This is a genomic window from Micropepsis pineolensis (genome assembly GCF_055392125.1).
On record NZ_AP042408.1, the window covers coordinates 2,077,970 to 2,099,958 of the forward strand.

Consider the following 21,989-nt stretch of genomic DNA (forward strand, 5'->3'; position numbering starts at 1 on the left):
AATTCGGGCCCGGATCAGTGCCGCAGGGTCAGCAAGCGGCGCCAGCACATCGCCTCGGTAATGAAGGCGCGCAACTGGGCAAGGGACAGGGTTTCGGAAAAGTCGGTAGCCGCGGCATAAATGCGATCTTCGCTGGCGCGGCAAGCGGCCTGGCGGGTTTGAGGACCTGTCGGCGGTGGGGTCGGCATGGCGTTCTCGATCGCTTTTGAATACGGTTACAGAGTATGCGCCAGTGTCTGGCTTTTTTATGAACTGAGTGGTCCGCATTCTATTCAATTTATGTATCGGGTTATTTCTTTTGCGTGATTTTTCCCTATTCAAAAAAGGTTCGTAAATAATCCGTATAACGATGCTGGTGATTTCGTCATAATTTCTTAAACATGCGTTCGGTTTAGCGGGACATCCTTTCATGAGTTCGATCGGTACGGTGGTGCCGGATTTCCTGCCTGAAGCTGCATCCGACGACGAATGGCGGGCAGGGCATCTGGCTTTAGCAATGCCGGCATTTCCCCTCAGCATGAACTGTGCCGAGGCCTATGAGCGTTTTCGTCTGTCGCCCGATCTGGCTGCGGCGGCGGTGGTGGATGGTGGTCAGCGCGTCGTTGGTCTGGTCAACCGATTGAAATTTCTGGCCCATTACGCCCAGCGCTATGTCCCCGAACTGTATGGCCGCCGCTCGATCCTGCAACTGTCCAATCAGGATGCGTTTCAGGTCGATGAAAACACCACCATCACCGAGCTGGCGACGATGATCACCTTCGATCACCCCGAAGCGCTGCGGGAATGCTTTGTGGTGACGCGCGAGGGGCGCTATCTCGGCATTGGCACCAGCGAGGCGCTGGTGCGCGCCAAGGTCTCGCTGCTGACCATCCGCGAAAAGCAGCTGCACAAGGCGCTGATGGCGGCGCAGGATGCCTATCGCTCCAAAAGCGCCTTTCTGGCCCTGATGAGTCACGAGCTGCGCACCCCGCTGAACGCCATTATCGGCTTTTCCGAGGTGTTATCCTGCGGTCTGTTCGGGCCGCTTGGCTCGACGCGCTACACCGAATACGCCAACGACATTCACAGTGCGGGCAAGCATCTGCTCAATCTGATCAACGATATCCTTGATCTGTCCAAAGCCGAGGCCGGGCGGCTGGAGCTGGGCTGCGAAGATATTGCGTTACCGGGCTTTTTCGAGGATTGCCTGCGCTTTGTCGCCGAGCGGGCGCGGGAAAACACCCTGACCATCAGCCATTATGTGCCGCCGGATTTCCCGGTCATTGATGCCGACCGCTTGCGGCTGAAACAGATCCTGCTCAATCTTTTAAGCAATGCGGTCAAATTTACGCTGCCCGGCGGTAAGGTTACGGTGACGGCGCGCATGGGCGGCGATGGCGGCATCATCATCTGCGTCTCTGACACCGGCATCGGCATGGCGCCCGAGGCGATACCGCAGGCGCTGGAACCGTTCCGCCAGATTGCCTCGCCTTTGTCGCGCAAGGTCGAGGGCACGGGATTGGGCCTGTCGCTGGTCAAAACCCTGATGGAGCTGCATGGCGGGCGGCTGGTCATTCAAAGTGCCCTCAATGTCGGCACCACGGTCGAGCTGCATTTTCCCGCCGTCCGTACCCGCAAGCTGGTGACCAGGCCGACGCTTCAGTAGTGGCTGACGATGGTGGCAAGGTCGGGGCGGGGGCGATCCTGGGGCATTTCGCTCATATGGCCGATGAAGATGAAGCCCGCAACGCGTTCGGCTTCCGCCAGCCCAAGCTTTTGCAGGATTTCCCGGTCATAGGCGTACCATTCGGTTAGCCAGGTCGCGACATAGCCTAGGGCATGCGCCGCCAGAATAAGGTTCTGGCACACCGCGCCAGCGGACAGAATTTGTTCCCATTCCGGCACCGGCACATCGCTTCGCGGGGTACTGATGACGCCGACGATTTCCGGGGCGCGCAGGAAGCGGGCGGCTTCCTGTGCCTGACGGTCGGGGCTTAAAGGTCCGCGGGCTTGCAATGTGTCCACCAGCACCTGGCCGACGCGCCCCCGGGCATCGCCACAAAAACGGATGAAGCGCCAGGGCGCCAGCTTGCCATGGTCGGGCACCCGGGTTGCGGCGGTCAGGATCTGCGTCATTTGCGCGTCGTCCGGGCCGGGGCCGGTCATGGTTTGCGGCTTGACCGATTTACGGCGGAGCAGCAAATCCAGGGTTTGCGGGATGTGGGGATTGAGATTGCTCATGAATTTTCTCCAACCGTTTATGCCACAATCTATCAGGAAAGTGTCGGGGTGATGCACAGGAAGGTTTGGCACGGCCGGTAAATCCTGTACAAGGTGAGTAGGAGACTTTCAAATGTCCGCAACGGTAGAAAAAATCGTCCCTAACGATCCGGCGCACAAGATGGCGTGTGATCCAATCTGGCGTGACCTGTGCAATCAGGCGGCGGAACTGGCGGCGGGCGAACCCGCCCTGGCCAGTTTTGTCCATGCCACCATTCTCAATCACAACCGGCTTGAGGATGCCTTAAGCTATCATCTGGCCAAGAAGATTGGCGGCGAAGACATCGATCAGATGCTGGTGCGCGAAATCTTCGACGAGGCCATGCGGGCCGATCCTGAAATCGGGGCGGCGGTGCGCGCCGATCTGTCGGCGGTATTCGACCGCGACCCGGCCTGCCACGCCTATATCGAGGCGTTTTTGTACTTCAAGGGTTTCCATGCGCTGGAAAGCTATCGCATTGCCCACTGGTTGTGGGGCGTTGGGCGGATCGGCCTGTCGCTGTTCTTCCAGAGCCGGATTTCCCGCATGTTCGACGTCGATATTCACCCGGCCGCCCGTATCGGTCGCGGCATCCTGATCGACCATGCCACGGGCGTGGTGATTGGTGAAACCGCCGTGGTCGAAGACGATGTTTCCATGTTGCACAATGTGACGCTGGGCGGCACTGGCAAGGCCGATGGTGATCGGCACCCCAAGATCCGCCGTGGGGTTCTGTTGTCGATGGGGGCCAAGATTCTGGGCAATATCGAAATCGGCGAATATTCCCGCATTGGTGCCGGTTCGGTGGTGCTGAAGTCGATCCCGTCGCATTGCACGGCGGTCGGCGTGCCGGCCAAAGTGGTCAATTGCATGGGGTGTGACCGGCCATCGCTGGAAATGAACCAGTTGATTGACGACCCTGAACTGGACATCAAAGCTGGTATCTAACTATACCGGCGGCGTAAAGGCGCTTGACCCGGATGCTGGCGGCATGGCAGTTCCAATGCCTTGAAGTTCCCCCGGTTCGGGGGGCGGCATCGGTGCCGTTTTTCTTTTGGTTCTGCGACAGGGCCGCCGTAAGGCGGCAGTTTTTGTGACGGCAGAAACTAACGCCGAAACGTCAGACGATGGAGGCTTTTTTGACGCGTACTGAACTTTGGCAGGTTGAGAAATATCTGCGTAACCTGTTCCGGCTGGACACCATCACGCTGGTCGAGCGGCCCAAGCAGGATGATTCCGTTGAAGTGCATATCGCCGGTGAATTTATCGGCGTCATCTTCAAGGACGAAGAGGACGGGGAGGTGTCTTACGCCTTCAACATGGCCATTCTGGCGATGGACCTGCCCAATCCGCCAGCGAATCGCAAATAAGCGCGCGGTAAGCGTTGCGCCTGCAGTTTCGCGGGGGCGGCCTTAAGGGTAATTCCCCTCTGCTTGCCAATCATGCTATAGCCTGAACCGCTGCCGCTATAAAAATGGTGGCCGTCATTCTTTCAGGCAGCATGATTGACTATAGGTTCGAGGTACAACATCGGTGGCGGGCGCATATCTCATCGATGAGACCAATACGGCAGTTGCCGATATTTTGTCCCGTCTCGAAAAACGTCGTAAGGCCAAGCGCCATCGCTTGCGCCGCTTGTGTGTGGCGCTTTTCGTAACCGCAGTCCATTTCGTGGTGATCTACTATCTGGTGCAGGTACGACTCAGCGCGCCGCCACCACAGAAGGCGCCCCCCCGCACCGAACTGTTGTGGCTTTTGCTGCCCAAGGCGTCGTTCTCGCGCGGAACCCAGAACGATCAGGAAACTGAGAAAATGATCCGCAACGCCTATAAGGCGGTGCAACTCATGCCTGAAGTGATCCGGCCGCAATCGCCCAACGCCATTACCGTCAATCCGGGGCTGGCCATCGGTCAGGCGTTATCGTGCGGTGCGGGTAAATTCGAATATCTCACGCCCGAAGGGCAGCGCCGCTGCCGCTATAAGCCGTGGGATTTTGTTTATGATCGTTATGGCTATGTTATTCTGGACCCCAGTGGGGCCCCGGCCCAGAAACAGCCGGAAAAGAAAGTCCGGCCCAGCGATGCCATGGCGCACGAACGTAACACCCGCCCACATTGCGCCAGTTACATCGATCCCAATGCCCCCTGCCTGGAAAACTACGTTCCGGGTGGTAACAACTAATCATTCGCACTATGTTCTCATCTATGAATACTGACATGACTGCTTCGGCTGCTTCCGCCGCGCATTTGACCGTGCGCCTAGGGGCGATTGCTGAAAATTTCCGCCTTGCTCAGGCGATGGCTGGCCCGGCTACGGCTGCCGCCGTGGTCAAGGCCGATGCCTATGGTCTGGGGGCGGGAACAATCGTTCCGGCTTTGGTTGCCACTGGGGCCGAGAATTTTGTCGTCGCCCGGCTGGAGGAGGCCATTGCGCTGCGCTGCCTGTCGGTGCGGGCGCGGATTTTTGTGCTCGATGGTGTGGCCGATGGTACCGCGGCGGCTTACGCCCGGTATCACCTGATCCCGTGCCTGAATTCGCTGGAACAGATTGCGCGCTATTCCAAGGCGGCGCTGGCGGCGGGCAGTGTTTACGAGGCTGCCATTCACATCGATACCGGCATGAACCGGCTGGGGCTTTCCCAGACCGATGTTTCGCTGCTGGCCGGTGAAAGTGCCAAACGGCTGGCCGGGCTGAATGTTGTGCTGTGGATGAGCCATCTGGCCTGTTCTGACGAGCCGGATTCGCCGATGAATGCGGCGCAGCTCAAACGCTTCAGGGCGGCGCTGGCACTGTTGCCACCGGCCCCCGCCAGTCTGGCGGCTTCGGGTGGTCTTCTTCTGGGTAAGGACTATCATTTTGATCTGGTCCGTCCCGGCATTGCGCTTTATGGCGGTAACCCGATCCCTTGTCGGCCCAATCCCTTTGGCGTGGCGGTGCGCTGCACCGCGCCGATTTTGCAGGTGCGTGAAACCCCGGCGGGCGAAACCGTCGGCTATGGTGCCAGTTTTCAGACCAAGCGGGCGAGCCGTCTGGCCATTGCGGCCTATGGCTATGCCGATGGGCTGATGCGCACCGTTTCCAACCGTGGCTTTGGTGCCGTTGGCGGCGTTAAGGTGCCGGTGGTTGGTCGCATTTCGATGGATCTGGTTATCTTCGATGTGACCGATCTTACCGTGCCCCCCCACGCCGGGATGGACGCGGAACTGTTTGGCGATGTTGTATCGCTGGAAGAACTGGCCGGTGCGTCCGGCACGATTTCGTACGAGATTTTGACACAGGTTTCACCCCGCGCCGCGCGCGTCTATCAGGAGGCCGCATGAACGTCTTTGCCGCCATCGGGAAAATCACGCTTGGCTTTTTGCAGGAGATCGGTCGGCTGTGCATGTTCACCGCCACCGCGGTGATCAGCATCGTGCGACCGCCGATCTATTGGTCGTTGCTGTTCAAACAGTTCATGCGCGTCGGCTATTTCTCGCTGCCGGTGGTTGGGCTGACGGCCTTCTTCACCGGCGGTGCGCTGGCCTTACAGATTTATATCGGCACCGCCCGTTATGGTGCCGAAGTCTACATGCCGGTGGTGGTGCTGATCGGCATCACGCGCGAGCTGGGGCCGGTGATCGCCGGTCTGATGGTGGCGGGGCGCGTTGCGGCGGCCATCGCTGCCGAGCTTGGCACCATGCGGGTGACCGAACAGATTGATGCGCTGACCACGTTGGCCACCAACCCGATGAAATATCTGGTGGTGCCGCGTCTGGTGGCGGCGGTGATCGCCATGCCGCTTCTGGTGGCGGTGGCAGATGCCATCGGCATTTTCGGTGGTTACGTCGTCTCTACCAGCAGTCTGGATTTCACCGGTACGATCTATTTGCAGCACACCATCAATGCCCTCGATTTCAAGGATGTCGCTTCCGGCCTGATCAAGGCGGCGGTGTTCGGTTTTCTCATCGCGCTGATGGGGTGCTATCACGGCTTCCATTCCAAGGGCGGGGCGCAGGGCGTCGGCAGCGCCACCACCAGTGCGGTGGTGTCGGCGTCGATCCTGATTTTGGCTTCCAACTACATCCTGACCAACATCCTGTTCTAAGAGATCGCCATGGCAAAAATCGAACTCAAGGGCGTGAAAAAACGCTTCGGATCCAAGGTGGTTCTGGATGGCGTCGATCTGACCATCGAGCAGGGGGAATCTCTGGTCGTCATCGGTGGCTCGGGCACCGGCAAATCGGTGACGATCAAATGCGTTCTGGGCATTCTGCGCCCCGACGAAGGCGAGATCTTTGTGGATGGCGAGCCGGTGACGCGCCTGCGTGGCCGGGCCCGCGAAGCCTATTTGCGTAAATTTGGCATGCTGTTTCAAAACGCTGCCTTGTTCGACAGTCTGCCGGTCTGGGAAAATGTCGCCTTTGGTCTGATCCAGGGCCATGGCATGGGCCGTAAAAAGGCGAAGGACATCGCCATTGAAACCCTGGCCAAGGTCGGGCTGACGGCGGATGTTGGTGCACTGTCGCCGTCGGAACTGTCGGGCGGCATGCAAAAACGCGTCGGGCTGGCGCGTGCCATTGCCACCAAGCCCGAGATCATCTTCTTTGACGAGCCGACCACGGGCCTCGACCCCATCATGTCGGACGTCATCAACAATCTGATCGTCGATATGGTCAAGGATGTCGGGGCCACTGCGCTGTCGATCACCCATGACATGGTCAGCGCCCGCAAAATCGCCGACCGCATCGCCATGCTCTACAAGGGCAAGATCGTCTGGGCGGGGCCGACGGTCGAAATTGATACTGCCGACAACCCCTATGTCGATCAGTTTATCCATGGTCGCAAGGATGGCCCGATCCAGATGGAAGTGCGCGGGTAAAAACATAATGGATATGCAGACATAAAGATTTCTTTATGTCTTTATTGACACCCATTGAGCCCGCCGATAGTGTCGGTGGGCTTAAGGTTCTTTTGGGCGTGCTTTTTGCTCAAAAGCTAAGAGGGAAGCCGGTGCAAGACCGGCGCTGCCCCCGCAACTGTCAGCGGTGAGCGACTGTTCAAAAGCCACTGGGGTATCCCTGGGAAGGCGGGCAGCCGTGACGACCCGCAAAGCCAGGAGACCTGCCTTACAGCAACAGATCGTCCACGGGCGGGGTGTCCCGGCGGGTTGCGCATGGTGTGCGTGCCGTGAACCGGTACGTCTTGCGCCCGCTTGGCCTTTGCTCCAACCATTTTGGAGTATTGCCGATGTCTTTGTTAGCTGTTGCAAGTCTGGGGGGGCCATCGATCGGCCCCAGACGCGAGCTGAAATTTGCGCTGGAAAGTTACTGGGCCGGAAAAACGGATGCCGAAGCGCTGCTCAAAACCGCTGCCGGTCTTCGTGCCGCGTCCTGGGCGCAGCAACAGGCGGTGGGGGTTGAAATTCTGCCCAGTAATGATTTCTCGCTCTATGATTCCATGCTTGATACCGCGGTCATGGTCGGTGCGGTTCCGGCCCGTTATGGCTGGCAGGGTGGGGCGGTGCCACTCGACACCTATTTTGCCATGGCGCGCGGCACCCATGGCCGGGCGCAGGATGTTGCGGCGCTGGAAATGACCAAATGGTTCGACACCAATTATCACTACATGGTGCCGGAATTTACTGCCGATCAGTCCTTCACGCTGTCCACCTTAAAGCCGGTCGAGGAATATCTCGAAGCCTGTGCGCTGGGGTACAATACGCGCCCGGTGCTGATCGGGCCGGTGAGTTTTCTGCGCCTTGGCAAATGCAGTGGTGCCGATACGCTCAGCCTGTTGCCGCGGCTGCTACCGGTTTATGGCGAGTTGCTACAGCGTCTGGCCAAGGCCGGGGCGAAATGGGTCCAGATCGACGAGCCGGTGCTGGCCACCGATCTGGATGCCGGGGCGCTGGCGGCGCTGGTGCAAAGCTATGCGGCGCTGAGCCATGCCGCCCCCGGTCTGAAAATTCTGCTGGCGAGTTATTTTGGCGATTTCGGCACGGCACTGGATACGGTGGTGCATTTGCCGGTGGCGGGTTTGCATCTTGATCTGGTGCGCGGCCACGAACAGCTGGGCGAAGTGCTGGCCAAAGCGCCCAGGGATCGGGTGCTGTCGCTGGGGGTGATCGACGGGCGCAATATCTGGCGCGCCGATCTGGAAAAGCTGATCTTCGGCTTAAAGCCGGTGCTGGCCGCCTGGGCACCGGAACAGTTGCAACTGGCACCGTCCTGCTCGCTTAAGCATGTGCCGATTGATGTGACGGTGGAAACCGAACTGGCCGAAGATGTCAAAAGTTGGCTGTCTTTTGCCGTGCAGAAAATGGGCGAGCTGGCCAGCTTGCACACCGCGCTCACGGCGGGGGAAAGTGCGGTGGCGGACAAGCTGGCGGCGGCATCGGCTGCGCTGGCGGCACGGCGGCTTTCCGCCACGGTGCACCGCGCGGATGTGGCCGCGCGCATGGCCCATGTCACCCCGGCGATGGCAACGCGCAACAGCCCCTTTGCCGACCGCATTGCCCGGCAGCAGGCGCATCTGAAACTGCCGGCGTTTCCGACCACCACCATCGGCTCGTTCCCGCAAACCGACGAAGTGCGTGCGGCGCGTGCCGCGCATGCCAAGGGAAATGTCAGCGATGCCGATTATGTCGATTTCTTACGGGCAGAAACCGCATTGGCGATCCGCTGGCAGGAGGAGGTTGGTCTTGATGTGCTGGTGCATGGCGAATTTGAACGCAACGACATGGTGCAGTATTTCGGCGAACAGCTCGACGGTTATGCCTTCACCAAACATGGCTGGGTGCAAAGCTATGGCTCGCGTTATGTTCGCCCGCCGGTGATCTATGGTGACGTCGCACGGCCCCGGCCAATGACGGTGGCGTGGGCGCGCTATGCGCAATCGCTGACCGAAAAACCGGTCAAGGGCATGCTGACCGGGCCGGTGACCATGCTGCAATGGTCGTTCGTGCGCGATGATCTGCCCAGATCTGCGGTGTGCCGCCAGATTGCGCTGGCGCTGCGTGACGAGGTGACCGATCTGGAAGCGGCGGGCATCCGCGTCATCCAGATTGACGAGCCGGCGTTACGCGAAGGGCTGCCGCTGCGCTGCGATGACTGGCAGGGCTATCTCAATTGGGCGGTCGAGGCCTTCCGGCTGGCATCCTCGGGCGTGGCGGACGAAACCCAGATCCACACCCATATGTGTTATGCCGAATTTAACGACATTATCGCCGCCATCGGTGCGCTGGATGCCGATGTGATTTCGATTGAGACGGCGCGCTCGCAAATGGAGCTGTTGTCGGCCTTTGCCGAATATCGCTATCCCAATGCGATTGGGCCGGGCGTCTACGATATTCACTCGCCACGGATTCCGGCGGTGACGGAAATCGTAACCCTGCTCAGCAAGGCTTCGGAACGGCTGAGCCCCGGGCAGATCTGGGTCAACCCCGACTGCGGCCTCAAAACCCGTCGCTGGGAGGAGGTCAAACCCGCCCTTTGCGCCATGACCGATGCCGCCAGACAGATGCGCGGTTAAGCCAAAAAAACACCGGATGGTTTGCCATCCGGTGTTTTCTTTAAGTCGCAGTCCTGTGGAACTTACGCCACGCCTGCCAGGAACGAAAGCTGGGCCTTGTCGGCACCGTCTTCCATATCGGTCAGGCGGATGGGGTAGTTGCCCGAGAAGCAGGCGTCGCAGAATTTATGGCCGTTGGGGTCATGAAAGTCCTGACCCATTGCCCGGTACATGCCTTCCATCGATAAGAAGGCCAGACTGTCGGCACCGATATAGTGGCACATCTCGTCGATGCCCATGTCATGGGCCAGCAGCTCATGCTCATTCGGGGTATCAACGCCATAGAAGCAGCTGTGCCGTGTCGGCGGGCTGGCAACGCGGAAATGGACTTCCTTTGCCCCGGCATCGCGCACCATCTGCACAATCTTTTTCGAGGTGGTGCCGCGCACGATGGAATCGTCAATCAGCACCACGCGCTTGCCTTCCAGCGTGGCGCGGTTGGGATTGTGCTTACGGCGCACGCTGAAATGGCGAATACCCGCCGTCGGTTCGATAAAGGTACGACCGACATAGTGATTGCGGATAATGCCAAGCTCGAAGCGGATGCCCGAGGCATGCGAATAACCCAACGCGGCAGGCAGGCCGGAATCCGGCACCGGCACCACAATGTCGGCTTCGATGGGATTTTCGCGGGCCAGTTCTTCGCCGATGCGCTGGCGCGCTTCGTAGACGTTGACGCCTTCCAGTGTCGAATCTGGCCGGGCGAAATAGATATATTCGAAGACGCAGAAACGGCTCTTCTGCGGCGCGAAGGGGAAGAAGGATTCAATACCGTCTTTGGTAATGACCACCACTTCACCCGGTTTAACATCGCGCACCAGTTCGGCCCCGATGATGTCGAGCGCGCAGGTTTCCGACGCCAGAATATAGGCCCCGTCGAGCTGCCCCAGCACCAGCGGGCGCACGCCAAAGGGATCGCGCACGCCGATCATCTTTTTCGCCGTCATGGCGACGACCGAGTAAGCCCCCTCGACCAGCTTCAGCGCATCGGCCAGCTTGTCGACGACATGGCTGCACACGCTGCGGGCGGTGAGGTGGATGATGACTTCGGTATCCGAGGTCGACTGGAAGATCGCGCCTTCCTGTACCAGACGCGCACGCAAGGCGCGGGCATTGGTCAGGTTGCCGTTATGGGCCAGAGCAATGGCACCGCCAGCCAGATCGGCGAACAGCGGCTGAATGTTGCGCGAATCCGAACCGCCTGCGGTGGAGTAGCGATTATGGCCAATGGCGAAGCTGCCGACCAGTTTGTCGGTATTGGCGCCATTGGCGAAAATGTCGCCCACCAGTCCCTGATGCCGTTCGGCGATAAAGCGTTCGCCGTCAAAGGTGACAATGCCAGCGGCTTCCTGACCGCGGTGTTGCAGGGCGTGAAGCCCCAGCACCGTCAGGGCACCTGCGCCGGGATGTCCGAAAACACCAAACACACCACATTCTTCGTGAAGATGATCGTCGTGAAATGAAAAATCGCCGGTCGGGCCTGTCATGGCTTGCCGCTGTTCCTTTTGCCGGATTCTTCGATGAGCTTGTCTAACGCCTCGCGATCCTTTTCGCCATAGCTGGTTTTGCGATGTTTTGTGTCTGTCGCGTCGGTTGCAGATTTATCCTGTTTTTCCGCGCTATGGCTGGGGCGCTTGCGGGGCATAGGTGCCATGTTGTCGGTGCGGTGCGTGCTAGACTCTGTTGTTTCTTTAACCTTTTCAACGGGTTCCGACTTTGGTGCGGGGTGTTTGACCGCTTCGTGCACCGGCTCGGCAGTCTCCGGGGGCGTGGCTCTGGGGCTTGCGACATCGTCGGCGCGTGCCGAACTCTTCTTATGCGTGTGTGATGGCGCGGGCGGGGCGGCAGCCACGACCGGTGGCGTGGCTGCCGCGGGTGCCTTGGCCGACGTGGCGTGATGGCCGGGCAGGGTGATGCCATGTTTCAGGAGCCGGTCAGGGATCAGCCGGTCGAGCATTTCACCCGATTTGCGAATGATCGGGTAAAGCTCGGCTTTGGTCATCCAGTCGGGCTGATCGGGGGGCGGCTCAACCGCGGCAAAGACCAGATAGATAATTCCGGCCACCGCCAGCCCGCGCAAGACCCCGAACAGGCAGCCTAAGATACGGTCAATCGGCCCAACCGGCGAGCGTTTGACGCTGCCCGACAGGTGAAAGGTAACGAACGACAGCAGCAACAGCACCGACACGAAAACCAGCAGATAGCCGGCAATGTCGTTGAGGCCACCGGAAAGATGGGGTTTCAGGGCGTCAGCCAGTGTGGGGCCGAAATACAGGGCCGCCAGCACCGCCACCACCCAGGCGATGATCGACAGGGTTTCGCGCACGAAGCCACGCAGTGTGGCATAAACCGCCGAAACGCCGACGCCGAGAACCAGAACCAAATCGAGCCAGTGAAAGGTCATACCTGTCCTTAAATCCCCCTTGTTTCAGGGGCTTTAGTGCCCGGAATCCGAACGACCAGAATCTGGACGACCAGCATTCGAACGGCTGCTGGGGCGTGGCTCACCACTGCCGGTAATGTCTAGCAGATCGGAAACCTGCCGGACAGTTTGTAACGTGATGCCGTCAATGACGGTTTTGATGCCTTCGGCGACCACAGCCCGAGAAAAACCCAATTTCGCCGCTTCTTTCAAGCGTAATTCACTCTGTGGTGCCGGGCGCACATCGCCTGACAGACCGATCTCGCCAAAAAATACCGTATCGCGCGGCAGGGGCCGCCCGCTGTAGGACGACATCAGGGCCGCCGCCGCCGCCAGATCCGCCGCCGGTTCGGTAACTTTCAAGCCCCCGGCGATGTTGAGATAGACATCATGGGCGCTGACGCCAAGGCCGCAGCGGGCATCGAGCACGGCCAGGATCATCGCCAGCCGCCCGGTGTCCCAACCAACCACGGCGCGGCGCGGTGTGCCGTAACCGGCTTCGGCGACCAGCGCCTGAACCTCGACCAGGATGGGGCGGGTGCCTTCCTGCCCGGCCAGCACCGCCGTGCCGGGGGTGTTGCCGTTACGGTCGCCGAGAAACAGCGCCGAGGGATTTTCCACTTCGCTCAATCCCTTACCGGTCATTTCGAACACGCCGATTTCATCGGTGGGGCCGAAGCGGTTCTTCACGGCACGTAAGATGCGGAACTGATGGCCGCGTTCGCCTTCAAAATAGAGCACAGCATCAACCAGATGCTCGACCGCCTTCGGTCCGGCGATCTGGCCGTCTTTGGTGACATGGCCGATCAGCAGCAGCACCGCGCCGGTCGCCTTGGCATAGCGCACCAGATCATACGAGCCGGTGCGGACCTGTGCGATGGTGCCGGGGGCGGCATCCAGCGCGCCGGTCCAGATCGTTTGAATAGAGTCGATCACCAGAATGCCGGGCGTGTCACCCTTGTCGATGGTGGCCAGAATATCTTCGACGTTGGTTGCAGCCCCCAATGCCACCGGGGCATCCGACAGACCCATGCGCGCGGCACGCAGGCGAACCTGCGCCGCGGCTTCTTCACCCGAGATGTAAACGCAGCGGCCCCCGGCGCGGGCATAGGAGGCAAGAGCCTGCAACACCAATGTCGATTTTCCGACGCCAGGATCGCCGCCAATCAGCAAGGCTGAACCGGCGACCAGACCGCCGCCACAAACCCGGTCAAATTCTTTCACTCCGGTAATGCGCCGTGGTGGTTCCTTATCCAGCGTCTTGAGGTCTTCCAGCTGAAAGGCGCGGCCGCGTTCGCGTTTGCGCGCCCCAGCCCCCAGTGGAGTGGGCGCGGCTTCTTCAACCAGCGTATTCCACGCCCCGCAGGCATCACATTTGCCAGCCCATTTGGGGGCAACCGTACCGCAGGATTGGCAGACAAAGCTGGCAGAAGATTTGGCCATAGCCCATACTCATGTTGAAGCGGCATCTGAACGATGTCTAATAACATATTGATTGGTTTTGAAAATACCAATTTATTTGGTGGTAATCAGCTTCTGACATTCGCCATGCCGGAAGCAGCTGGTCAGATGATCGTTGACCATACCAACCGCCTGCGCAAAGGCATAAACGATAACCGGCCCGCAGAATTTAAAGCCACGGCTTTTGAGGTCTTTTGACAGCGCTTCGCTCATCGGCGAGGAGGCCGGAACCTGCTTTGCGGTTCTGTAACGGTGGACAACGGGCGCGCCGTCGACATGCTTCCAGATCAGTTCGGTAAAACCGCCAGGCTCTTTGGCCTCTATCTCGATCCAGAGGCGAGCGGCGGTAATGGCGGCGGTGATTTTTGCCCGGCTGCGGACGATGCTGGCATCCTTCAGCAGCCGGGCAATATCTTTCTCGCCGTAACGCGCGACGGTTTGAGGGGCAAACCCATCGAAGGCGCGGCGAAAATCCTCACGTTTGCGCAAGATCGTAATCCAGGCCAGCCCGGCCTGAAAACCATCGAGGATAAGCTTTTCGAAAAGGGCGCGGGAATCATATTCCGGCACGCCCCATTCGGTATCGTGATAGGCAAGATAGAGCGGATCTTCGCCCGGCCAAGGACAGCGCCCGCGGCCCAGCGTGTCACCGCTCAAACTCACTTCTTTTTCGCCTTCTTACCGGCCTTTTTGCCAGCCTTAGGGGCGACCTTGGTGATCTTCACCGGTTTGGCCTTCTTCGCCGGCTTTACAGCCTTTGCAGGCTTGGCGGCTTTTTTTGCCAGCTTGACGGCTTTCTTGACCGGCTTTGCCACCTTGGTGGGCTTGGCCGCTTTCGCCGGTTTGGCTTTTTTCGCAGGCTTGGCCGCTTTGGCAGGCTTGGCAACCTTAGCCGGCTTGGCAGCCTTTGCCGCTTTGGCCGCAGCCTTTTTCTTGGCGGGTTTGGCCTTGGCAGGCTTTTCAACCTTAGGAGCTTCGATCAGCACCGCTTCAAGCCGATTGCCATCGGGGTCGATGACAAAGGCCGCATAATATTCCGGGCTGTAATCCGGGCGCGGGCCGGGGGCGCCATCATCCGTGGCGCCATGCGCCAGAGCCGCATCATAGAACGCCTGAATGGCATCCTTGCTACGGGCAACCAGGCTGAGATGGCTGCCGTTGCCAACCACCAGTTCCTGCTGGCCACGCGGCAACTGAATCCACAGGCTCGGGGCCTTGTCGCCATAAGCAATGGCGGTGGGCAGAAAGTCGATTACGCGCTTATAGCCAAGCGGGGCCAGAACGGCATCATAAAACTCGGCGGCACGTGCAACGTCACGCACACCAACAGAGACATGGTTCAGCATATGCGAATCCCTCATATTGCGCATATTTACTCTGCTACGCACACCGCTCGCGTCAAGCGAAAAGCCTGGTTTAGCCGTAATATTCTTCCTTTTTCCGTGCTTATGGATTGTTGGGGCGGTCCGCATGCGTGTGTCCGATTACCAATCCCGATTGCCAAGCCCGTGCAGCTGGCTTAATTCTAGCGCCATGGAAAACGCATTCGATCTGATTTTGCGTGGCGGTATTGCGGTTACGCCAAACGGCACCGCCCCCGCCGATATTGGCATCCGTGGCGGTAAGATCGCGGCCATCGGCAGCCTTGGCACCGCACCGGCCGCATCCGTTTATGACGCGCGCGGTCTTCACGTTTTGCCCGGTGCCATCGACACCCAGGTGCATTTCCGTGAGCCCGGCTGGGAAGCGCGCGAGACGCTGGAAAGCGGCAGCCGCGCGGCGGTTCTGGGCGGCATCACCGGTGTGTTCGAGATGCCGAACACCAGCCCCCCGACCACCACGGCTGAAGCGCTGAACGATAAGCTGGCGCGTGCCGCCGGGCGGATGCATTGCCATTATGCGTTTTATGTCGGCGCGACGGCGGGCAATGTCGGCGAACTGGCGACGCTGGAAAAATTACCCGGTGCGGCCGGGGTAAAAGCCTTTCTTGGCTCGTCCACTGGTACGCTGCTGCTCGCCGATGAAAAGGATATCGATGCCGCGCTAAGAAGTGGCGCGCGCCGCATGGCGGTGCATTCCGAAGATGAAGCCCGCCTGAAAGCCCGCAAAGACGGTTATACTGTGCCGGGTGATCCGCGCAGCCATCCGGTGTGGCGCGATGATGAAGCGGCGCGGCTCTCGACCGAGCGGGTGCTGCGTCTGGCCCGGGCGGCTCGGCGCAAGCTTCATGTGTTGCATGTTTCGACGGCGGTCGAGCTGCCGCTGCTGGCCGGGGCGCGGGATTTTGCCTCGGTCGAGGTGACGCCCCAGCATCTGACCTTAAGCGCGCCGGAGTGTTACGAGCGTCTGGGCACGCTGGCGCAGATGAACCCGCCGGTCCGCGGGGCGGAGGTGCGCGAGGCGTTGTGGCAGGCGGTGCGTGACGGGCTGGTTGATGTGATCGGTTCGGATCACGCCCCCCATCTGCGCGAGGATAAGGCCAAGCCCTATCCGGCATCACCTTCGGGTATGCCGGGGGTACAGACCCTGGTGCCGCTGATGCTTGACCATGTTAATGCCGGGCGGCTGAGTTTAGAGCGCTTTGTCGATCTGACCAGCGCCGGGCCAGCCCGGCTGTTCGGCCTCTGTGCCAAGGGGCGGATTGCGCTGGGCTATGACGCCGACTTCACGGTGGTCGATTTGAAACGTCAGGCGCGGATCGAAAATGCCGCCCAGGCCTCCAATTGCGGCTGGACACCGTTTGACGGTATGACGGTGACCGGTTGGCCGGTTGCCACCATTCTGGATGGTAAAATTGTCATGCAGGACGGGGCGCTGATCCAGTCGGGGCAGGGGCAGGCTTTCCGCTTTCTCTGAAATTGGTCTGATTTGACAACTTGAGGTGGGTGCAGTTTTGTCTTGCATTGCACCGCGGTTTGGGGTGGCTTAGCAGCCTTCTCGTCCACACCCGGTGTAGGGTTGTGGTACAGCCTTTAAGGGGCTATCCGGTTTGTCTGGCCGATTTGCGTCCGGGGCTGAAAAAAGATAGGAGGAATTTCAAGCGTTTGGCGTAGCCGTGCCCATGCTGGCGGCATTCGGGTTTGGGGTTATGCATTAATAATTTGACATTGCCCCCCCATGGGGCAGTGACGTGGTATTTTGTTGGTGATCTATCTTTACTGCCAGCGGATACTTCGGATGGTATGACAATTTGCCGGAAATTGAAGGTCTGGGCTGAAGCCCCAGCGTTCTCGGCGGCAAAATAAAATGGGGAGTAGGTCTGCTTTGCTACGACATCTGGATCGCATGGCCGAAAAAAAACGAGTTTAAATGGTGGGGTATATTCAACTCATTATCTCGGGTGCATTGCTCGGATTTTTTGCGGCGATTCCGATCGGGCCGGTCAATCTGATTTGCATCCGCAGAACACTGCATTTTGGCACATATTATGGTTTCATGTCTGGCCTGGGCGCTGCCCTGGGCGATTGCATGTTTGCCTCGATTACCGCTTTTGGCATCACGGCGCTGTCGCAACTGATTGTCGGTTATTCCTTTCCGATGCAGTTGTTCGGCGGGCTGTTTCTGATGGCTTTCGGTATTCGCACATTCTTTGCGCCGCCACCGCCCAATTTCCGCGAGCGGCTTAGCGCCCCGGTGAAATCGGCGCCGTCGCAGGCCCGCGCCGTGGCTTCCACCTTCATGCTGACGGTGTCGAACCCGGCAACCTTCTTTGCCTATACCGCCCTGATCGCGGGGGTGGGCATTTTCGCTGATGCCCGGACCAATACGAGCTTTCTGACCGCTTCCTTTGTGGTGCTGGGTGTTTTCGTCGGCTCGGCGTTATGGTGGTTAACGCTGACGACGGTTGTCGGGCTTTTGCATGCCCGCATCAACGACGCTATCGTGCGCCGGATCAACGAGGTATCAGGACTTCTGGTTGCCACCTTCGGGGCTATCGTCTTGCTCCATCTGGCCGGTCTCGATATCTTTTGACCCATTACGGTATTTAAGATGCATTCAGGAGAAAAGTTGATGAATCTGCTGCGTTTAGGATTGGTTGTGTCGGCTTTTGTCCTGTTCGGCGCCGGTTCGGCTCTGGCGGCTCCGGCGAAGAAGGCCCCAATCGACCCACAGCTCACGCCGGCGGCTAATCAGGCTTTTCTGGCAGCCAATGCTAAGAAGCCGGGCACAATCATCAAGCCGAGTGGCCTGCAATACCGTATTCTGCACAATGGCTATGGCGCGCGCCCCCATGCCAGCGATTATGTGACGGTCTATTATACCGGCGCGCTGATTAACGGTTCGGTGTTTGATGGTACCGAACCGGGTATGCCCGCCCGCTTCAAGGTCAATTCGCTGATCCCCGGCTGGGCCGAGGCGCTTACCCTGATGCGGGTCGGCGATCACTGGCAGATCGTGATTCCGTCCAACATGGCCTATGGCGAACGTGGCGCGGGCGAAAGCGTTCCGCCCAATCAGACCCTGGTCTTTGATGTCGAGCTGATGAAAGTGGTGCCGCCCAAGAAGCGTCCGGTCGGTCCGAACGACGACCCCGATAAGGTCGACGATAATCAGGATCTTGGTCCCGACGATTCGGGGAACTGATTTTCCCTCTTGGTTTTTACTGCCGCGGTAGCCAAAATCGGTTACCGTGGCTCGGGTGGTTTTAAGCACAGGATGGCGGACGGTGTTGGGCTTCCGGCAGCGTAAGGGGTTGCGCTCGATGCGCAAGGCCGACAAGACACGTCTGCCTGCCGGCGGCGGGGCGTGGCGCATTGCGCTTGCTCTGGTTCTGGTGGTGGGGGCCAGTGCCCTGTTCTGGGCCGGGCGCGATTATACCGTCACCGCCCCGGACTGGGACGGCTATGTCCGCGGTGTCACCTATAATCCCAGCCACGTTTATTCCGAGCGTGAGAATAAGCACATCACGGAAGCCCGTATCGACACCGATATGGCGCAGCTGTCGCGTTTCACCAGCCATGTGCGCACCTATACGGTGGCCGGTGGCATGGACAAGGTGCCCGATGCCGCCCGCCGCTATGGCGTGACAATATCGCTCGGCATCTGGATCAGCGCCGACCTTGAAGAAAACGAAGACGAAATTGCCACCGCTTTAAAGGCGATCCAGTCGAACCGGCGGGTGATCGACCGCGTTATCGTCGGCAACGAAGCGATCATGCGCGGTGATGTCACCACCGATCAGCTCAACGCCTATATCCGGCGCGTGCGCGAGGCGCTGCCCGCCCGCATCAAGGTGACAACGGCGGAAACCTGGTCGACCTGGATGCTGCATCCAGAGCTGGGCCGCTATGTCGATATCATCACCGTGCATCTGTTGCCATTCTGGGAAAGTGTGCCGGTTGGCGATGCGATGGGCTTTGTCGAACGCCATTATGACATGGTGCAGGAGGAGTTTCCCGGCAAGCCCGTGGTGATTGGCGAGGTGGGCTGGCCATCGCAGGGCCGTCCGCGCGGCCCCGCCGATGCAACGGTGGCCAATGAAGCCTTTTTCGTACGTAACTTCGTCAAATTCGCGCTGGATAAGGGCTATGATTATTATCTGATCGAAGCCTATGACCAGCCGTGGAAATCCGGCGTCGAGGGGGCTGTCGGGGCCTATTGGGGGCTTTACAGCGCCGATGGCACGCCGAAATTTGCCTTCACCGGGTTGCTGCGGTCTTTCCCCCAGTGGCGCAGTTATATGGTACTGGCTGCCATCTTCACGCTGGGTTTTGGCCTTTTGATCCTGGGGCGGATGCCCAAGGTGCGCCAGCGCGGCTATTTCGTGATGGGCCTTCTGGTGGCGGCGGTAATCTCCGGCATTCTGATGGTCATCGACGTGGTGTTATTAAGCTATGTCGACTGGATCGATCTTTTACTGATCATCGCCATGATCCCGCTGGTTCTGCTGGCGGCCATCGTCATCCTGACCGAGGGGGTGGAGCTGTCCTCCAGCCTGTGGCGGGTCGAGGCGCGGCGGGTGCCCGCCGCCATCCCGGAACAGGGGGCCCGCGTTAGCGTCCATGTGCCGTGCTATAACGAGCCGCCGGAGATGATGATCGAGACGCTGAATGCGCTATCGCGGCTCGATTATGATGATTTCGAGGTGATCATCCTCGACAATAACACCCCGGATGAAGAAACCTGGAAGCCGGTGGCGGCGCATTGCGAAAAGCTGACCGCTTTGGGCGGGGCACCGTTTCGCTTTTTCCATTTTGCCCCGGTGGCGGGCTTTAAGGCGGGCGCGCTCAACATCGCTTTGGCGCTGACCGATCCAGAAGCCCAATATATCGCCGTCATCGACAGTGATTATCAGGTCGAGCCGAACTGGCTGCGTCTGACGCTGCCGCTGTTTGCCTCGCCACAGATTGCTTTGGTGCAGGGGCCGCAGGATTATTCCGATGCTGGCGAAAGCGCCTTCAAATCGATGGCGTATGAGGAATATCGCGGCTTCTTCCGCATCGGTATGGTCGAGCGTAACGAGCATAACGCCATCATTCAGCACGGCACCATGACCATTGTGCGTAAAGATGCGCTGCAACAGGTTGATGGCTGGGCCACCTGGTGCATCACCGAAGATACCGAGCTGGGCCTCAAGCTGTTCGAGGCTGGCTATGGGGCCGCCTATCTGCCGCAAAGCATGGGCCGCGGTCTGATCCCCGATACGCTGAAGGCGTTTCAAAGCCAGCGTTACCGTTGGGCCTATGGTGCGATGCAGATCTTAAAGCGCCATGCTGCCGAGATTTTTCGTGGTCGGAGCAAGCTGTCGCTGGCCCAGCGCTATCAGTTCATCAGCGGCTGGCTGCCGTGGATTTCCGACAGTCTGGGGCTGATCGTCACCCTGATGGCGCTGATCTGGTCAGCGGCCATGTGGGGCGCGCCACGCTATGTCTATGTGCCGATGCCGGTGTTTTCGCTGGCGGCCATTGCGCTGTTTGCGGTCAAAACCGGCAAGACGCTGCTGTTATACCCCTCCAAGGTCGGCTCTGGCGTGATGGGGGCGGCGATGGCTTCTGTCGCCGGTCTGGCGCTGACCCATACCGTGGCCAAGGCGGTGATCTTCGGCCTGTTCACGAAAAGTCAGGCATTCCTGCGCACGCCAAAACTGGCCGATCAGGCCAAGCTCAGTCAGGCCTTACGCGGCGTCTGGCAAGAGACCATGCTGTTTGTGCTCTGTCTTCTGGCGATTGTGTCGGTCTTCGCCACTGGGCGTTATGACGATCCGGCGGCAATTGTCTGGGCGGTTATGCTGGCGGTGCAAAGTCTGCCTTATGCTGCTACCATCACCACGGCGGTGATCAGCGCCCGGTCAAACCGCAAGGTGGCGACCGCGCAATAAAGCCTTACGATGTGAGGTGCCGATGACGCGTTCTGTATTGGGTTTCGAGCTCACCCCGCCATCGCGGGCCGAAATCGAACAGCTGGCCTTGCGCCTTGATCCCGAAGCCCGGCGCATTTTACTGGGGCAGGGGACCGAGGCACCATTTTGCGGTGGCTTCGTCGATAACGCGGATGATGGCGTTTATGTCTGTGGCCTGTGCGGGCTGCCGCTGTTTGCCTCAGATACCAAATTTCATTCCGGCAGCGGCTGGCCTAGTTTTTATGCGCCGCTTTGCCCCGACCATATCGCCAATATCAAAGATCTCAGCCATGGTATGGTGCGGGTGGAAAATCGCTGTGCCCGCTGCGGCGCGCATCTTGGTCATGTGTTCGAGGATGGGCCACGGCCCACATTCTTGCGTTATTGCCTCAATTCGGCGGCACTGCGCTTTGTGGCGGCGGGGACGGTGTTGCCCGATCTGCTGGCCCGTGGCGCACCGGAAGGGGCTGCGTTTAGCGTTTAAGACGCTTCCAGCTTGACCAGCATATCGGCCAGCGTCTGTTCGGCCAGCACGGCTTCGGCGGCGGTTTGCATCTGATCAATCAGGCCCGAAATCACCTTGGGGGCGGCGCGGCCCACCGGACATTCATGGTTGCAGGCGGGCCGGGTGCCGGGGCCGGCGGGTTCGTCCACCGCAGTATAAATCTCGCTTAAGGTGATCTGGCTGGCCGGGCGGGTCAGCCATGCCCCGCCATAGGAGCCCGAACGGGTCTGCACCAACCCGGCGGCCATCAGCTGGGCCAGAATGCGGCGTACCACCACCGGATTGGCCCCGATGCTGTCGGCCAGCGTGCGCGATGCCTGGGCGCGCAGCGGCGCGTCGGCCTTCAGATGGGCCAGAAGCAGTAACGTATGCAGGGCTGTGGCGAATTTCAGACTGGTCATAGCTATAGGAATAGGGACAGTTACGCATCTTGCAAGGGCCAATCTTCACGGAAGTCCGGGGGCAAGGGGTAGAA

Annotated in this window: 21 protein-coding genes and 1 riboswitch; of the genes, 13 read left to right on the forward strand and 8 right to left on the reverse strand. The window is 59.7% G+C overall.

The genetic code is table 11. The annotated features are described in order from the left end of the window. Window positions 1-14 precede the first annotated feature (14 nt). A complete protein-coding gene (locus tag ACZ5RI_RS09235; RefSeq protein ID WP_464511656.1) occupies window positions 15-188 on the reverse strand; it encodes a hypothetical protein in 174 nt (57 codons plus the stop codon). 221 nt (window positions 189-409) lie between these two features. Between ACZ5RI_RS09235 and ACZ5RI_RS09240 the strand changes: the two genes are divergently transcribed. Further along, window positions 410-1,645: a sensor histidine kinase gene (locus ACZ5RI_RS09240; RefSeq protein ID WP_464511660.1), complete on the forward strand. Its 1,236-nt coding sequence runs from the start codon at window positions 410-412 to the stop codon at window positions 1,643-1,645. Here the strand turns inward: ACZ5RI_RS09240 and ACZ5RI_RS09245 are convergent. Continuing rightward, a complete protein-coding gene (locus ACZ5RI_RS09245) occupies window positions 1,639-2,220 on the reverse strand; it encodes a nitroreductase family protein (RefSeq protein ID WP_464511664.1) in 582 nt (193 codons plus the stop codon). The genes ACZ5RI_RS09240 and ACZ5RI_RS09245 overlap by 7 nt on opposite strands. Before the next feature lie 112 nt (window positions 2,221-2,332). Between ACZ5RI_RS09245 and cysE the strand changes: the two genes are divergently transcribed. From cysE to metE, 7 genes are all read left to right on the forward strand, one after another. Then, entirely contained in the window at window positions 2,333-3,187 is an 855-nt protein-coding gene (cysE, locus tag ACZ5RI_RS09250; RefSeq protein ID WP_464511667.1) for a serine O-acetyltransferase, read from the forward strand. Between the two features lie 191 nt (window positions 3,188-3,378). After that, on the forward strand, window positions 3,379-3,609 hold the full coding sequence (locus ACZ5RI_RS09255; RefSeq protein ID WP_464511671.1) for a DUF3126 family protein: 231 nt from the start codon (window positions 3,379-3,381) through the stop codon (window positions 3,607-3,609). 163 nt (window positions 3,610-3,772) lie between these two features. Further along, window positions 3,773-4,420: a hypothetical protein gene (locus tag ACZ5RI_RS09260; protein WP_464511676.1), complete on the forward strand. Its 648-nt coding sequence runs from the start codon at window positions 3,773-3,775 to the stop codon at window positions 4,418-4,420. Window positions 4,421-4,455: 35 nt separating this feature from the next. Beyond that, a complete protein-coding gene (gene alr, locus ACZ5RI_RS09265; RefSeq protein WP_464511679.1) occupies window positions 4,456-5,559 on the forward strand; it encodes an alanine racemase in 1,104 nt (367 codons plus the stop codon). After that, the gene (locus tag ACZ5RI_RS09270; protein ID WP_464511683.1) at window positions 5,556-6,323 is read left to right on the forward strand and encodes an MlaE family ABC transporter permease; all 768 of its coding nucleotides are present in this window, start codon (window positions 5,556-5,558) and stop codon (window positions 6,321-6,323) included. Before alr ends, ACZ5RI_RS09270 begins: the two co-directional genes overlap by 4 nt. 9 nt (window positions 6,324-6,332) lie before the next feature. Continuing rightward, window positions 6,333-7,097 (forward strand): ABC transporter ATP-binding protein, encoded by a 765-nt coding sequence (locus tag ACZ5RI_RS09275; RefSeq protein WP_464511688.1) that lies wholly within the window; start codon window positions 6,333-6,335, stop codon window positions 7,095-7,097. A 67-nt stretch (window positions 7,098-7,164) separates the two neighbouring features. Further along, a riboswitch (cobalamin riboswitch) is annotated at window positions 7,165-7,361 on the forward strand. Between the two features lie 104 nt (window positions 7,362-7,465). Then, a complete protein-coding gene (metE, locus tag ACZ5RI_RS09280) occupies window positions 7,466-9,748 on the forward strand; it encodes a 5-methyltetrahydropteroyltriglutamate--homocysteine S-methyltransferase (protein ID WP_464511692.1) in 2,283 nt (760 codons plus the stop codon). Between the two features lie 62 nt (window positions 9,749-9,810). Here the strand turns inward: metE and purF are convergent, their stop codons facing one another. From purF to ACZ5RI_RS09305, 5 genes are all read right to left on the reverse strand, one after another. Next, window positions 9,811-11,274 carry an amidophosphoribosyltransferase gene (gene purF, locus ACZ5RI_RS09285; protein ID WP_464511696.1) on the reverse strand — a complete coding sequence of 488 codons (1,464 nt, stop codon included), beginning with the start codon at window positions 11,272-11,274 and terminating at the stop codon, window positions 9,811-9,813. Beyond that, on the reverse strand, window positions 11,271-12,191 hold the full coding sequence (locus ACZ5RI_RS09290; RefSeq protein ID WP_464511701.1) for a CvpA family protein: 921 nt from the start codon (window positions 12,189-12,191) through the stop codon (window positions 11,271-11,273). The genes purF and ACZ5RI_RS09290 overlap by 4 nt, the downstream gene beginning before the upstream one ends. A 33-nt stretch (window positions 12,192-12,224) precedes the next feature. Beyond that, window positions 12,225-13,652 carry a DNA repair protein RadA gene (gene radA / locus ACZ5RI_RS09295; protein ID WP_464511704.1) on the reverse strand — a complete coding sequence of 476 codons (1,428 nt, stop codon included), beginning with the start codon at window positions 13,650-13,652 and terminating at the stop codon, window positions 12,225-12,227. A 72-nt stretch (window positions 13,653-13,724) separates the two neighbouring features. Beyond that, window positions 13,725-14,327 carry a DNA-3-methyladenine glycosylase I gene (locus tag ACZ5RI_RS09300; RefSeq protein ID WP_464515580.1) on the reverse strand — a complete coding sequence of 201 codons (603 nt, stop codon included), beginning with the start codon at window positions 14,325-14,327 and terminating at the stop codon, window positions 13,725-13,727. Window positions 14,328-14,329: 2 nt separating this feature from the next. After that, window positions 14,330-15,016 carry a VOC family protein gene (locus ACZ5RI_RS09305; protein ID WP_464511708.1) on the reverse strand — a complete coding sequence of 229 codons (687 nt, stop codon included), beginning with the start codon at window positions 15,014-15,016 and terminating at the stop codon, window positions 14,330-14,332. Between the two features lie 187 nt (window positions 15,017-15,203). Between ACZ5RI_RS09305 and ACZ5RI_RS09310 the strand changes: the two genes are divergently transcribed. From ACZ5RI_RS09310 to msrB, 5 genes are all read left to right on the forward strand, one after another. Next, window positions 15,204-16,526, forward strand: coding sequence for a dihydroorotase (locus tag ACZ5RI_RS09310; RefSeq protein ID WP_464511712.1), 1,323 nt, complete (start codon window positions 15,204-15,206; stop codon window positions 16,524-16,526). 453 nt (window positions 16,527-16,979) lie between these two features. Continuing rightward, window positions 16,980-17,642, forward strand: coding sequence for a LysE family translocator (locus ACZ5RI_RS09315; protein ID WP_464511717.1), 663 nt, complete (start codon window positions 16,980-16,982; stop codon window positions 17,640-17,642). A 39-nt stretch (window positions 17,643-17,681) separates the two neighbouring features. Next, window positions 17,682-18,254: an FKBP-type peptidyl-prolyl cis-trans isomerase gene (locus ACZ5RI_RS09320; RefSeq protein ID WP_464511721.1), complete on the forward strand. Its 573-nt coding sequence runs from the start codon at window positions 17,682-17,684 to the stop codon at window positions 18,252-18,254. An 82-nt stretch (window positions 18,255-18,336) separates the two neighbouring features. After that, window positions 18,337-20,988, forward strand: a complete 2,652-nt coding sequence (locus ACZ5RI_RS09325) for a glycosyltransferase family 2 protein (RefSeq protein WP_464511726.1) — start codon at window positions 18,337-18,339, stop codon at window positions 20,986-20,988. 22 nt (window positions 20,989-21,010) lie between these two features. After that, window positions 21,011-21,493, forward strand: coding sequence for a peptide-methionine (R)-S-oxide reductase MsrB (gene msrB, locus ACZ5RI_RS09330; RefSeq protein ID WP_464511730.1), 483 nt, complete (start codon window positions 21,011-21,013; stop codon window positions 21,491-21,493). Here the strand turns inward: msrB and ACZ5RI_RS09335 are convergent. Next, entirely contained in the window at window positions 21,490-21,915 is a 426-nt protein-coding gene (locus tag ACZ5RI_RS09335) for an Rrf2 family transcriptional regulator (protein ID WP_464511734.1), read from the reverse strand. The two genes, msrB and ACZ5RI_RS09335, sit on opposite strands and share 4 nt — an antisense overlap. Window positions 21,916-21,989 lie beyond the last annotated feature (74 nt).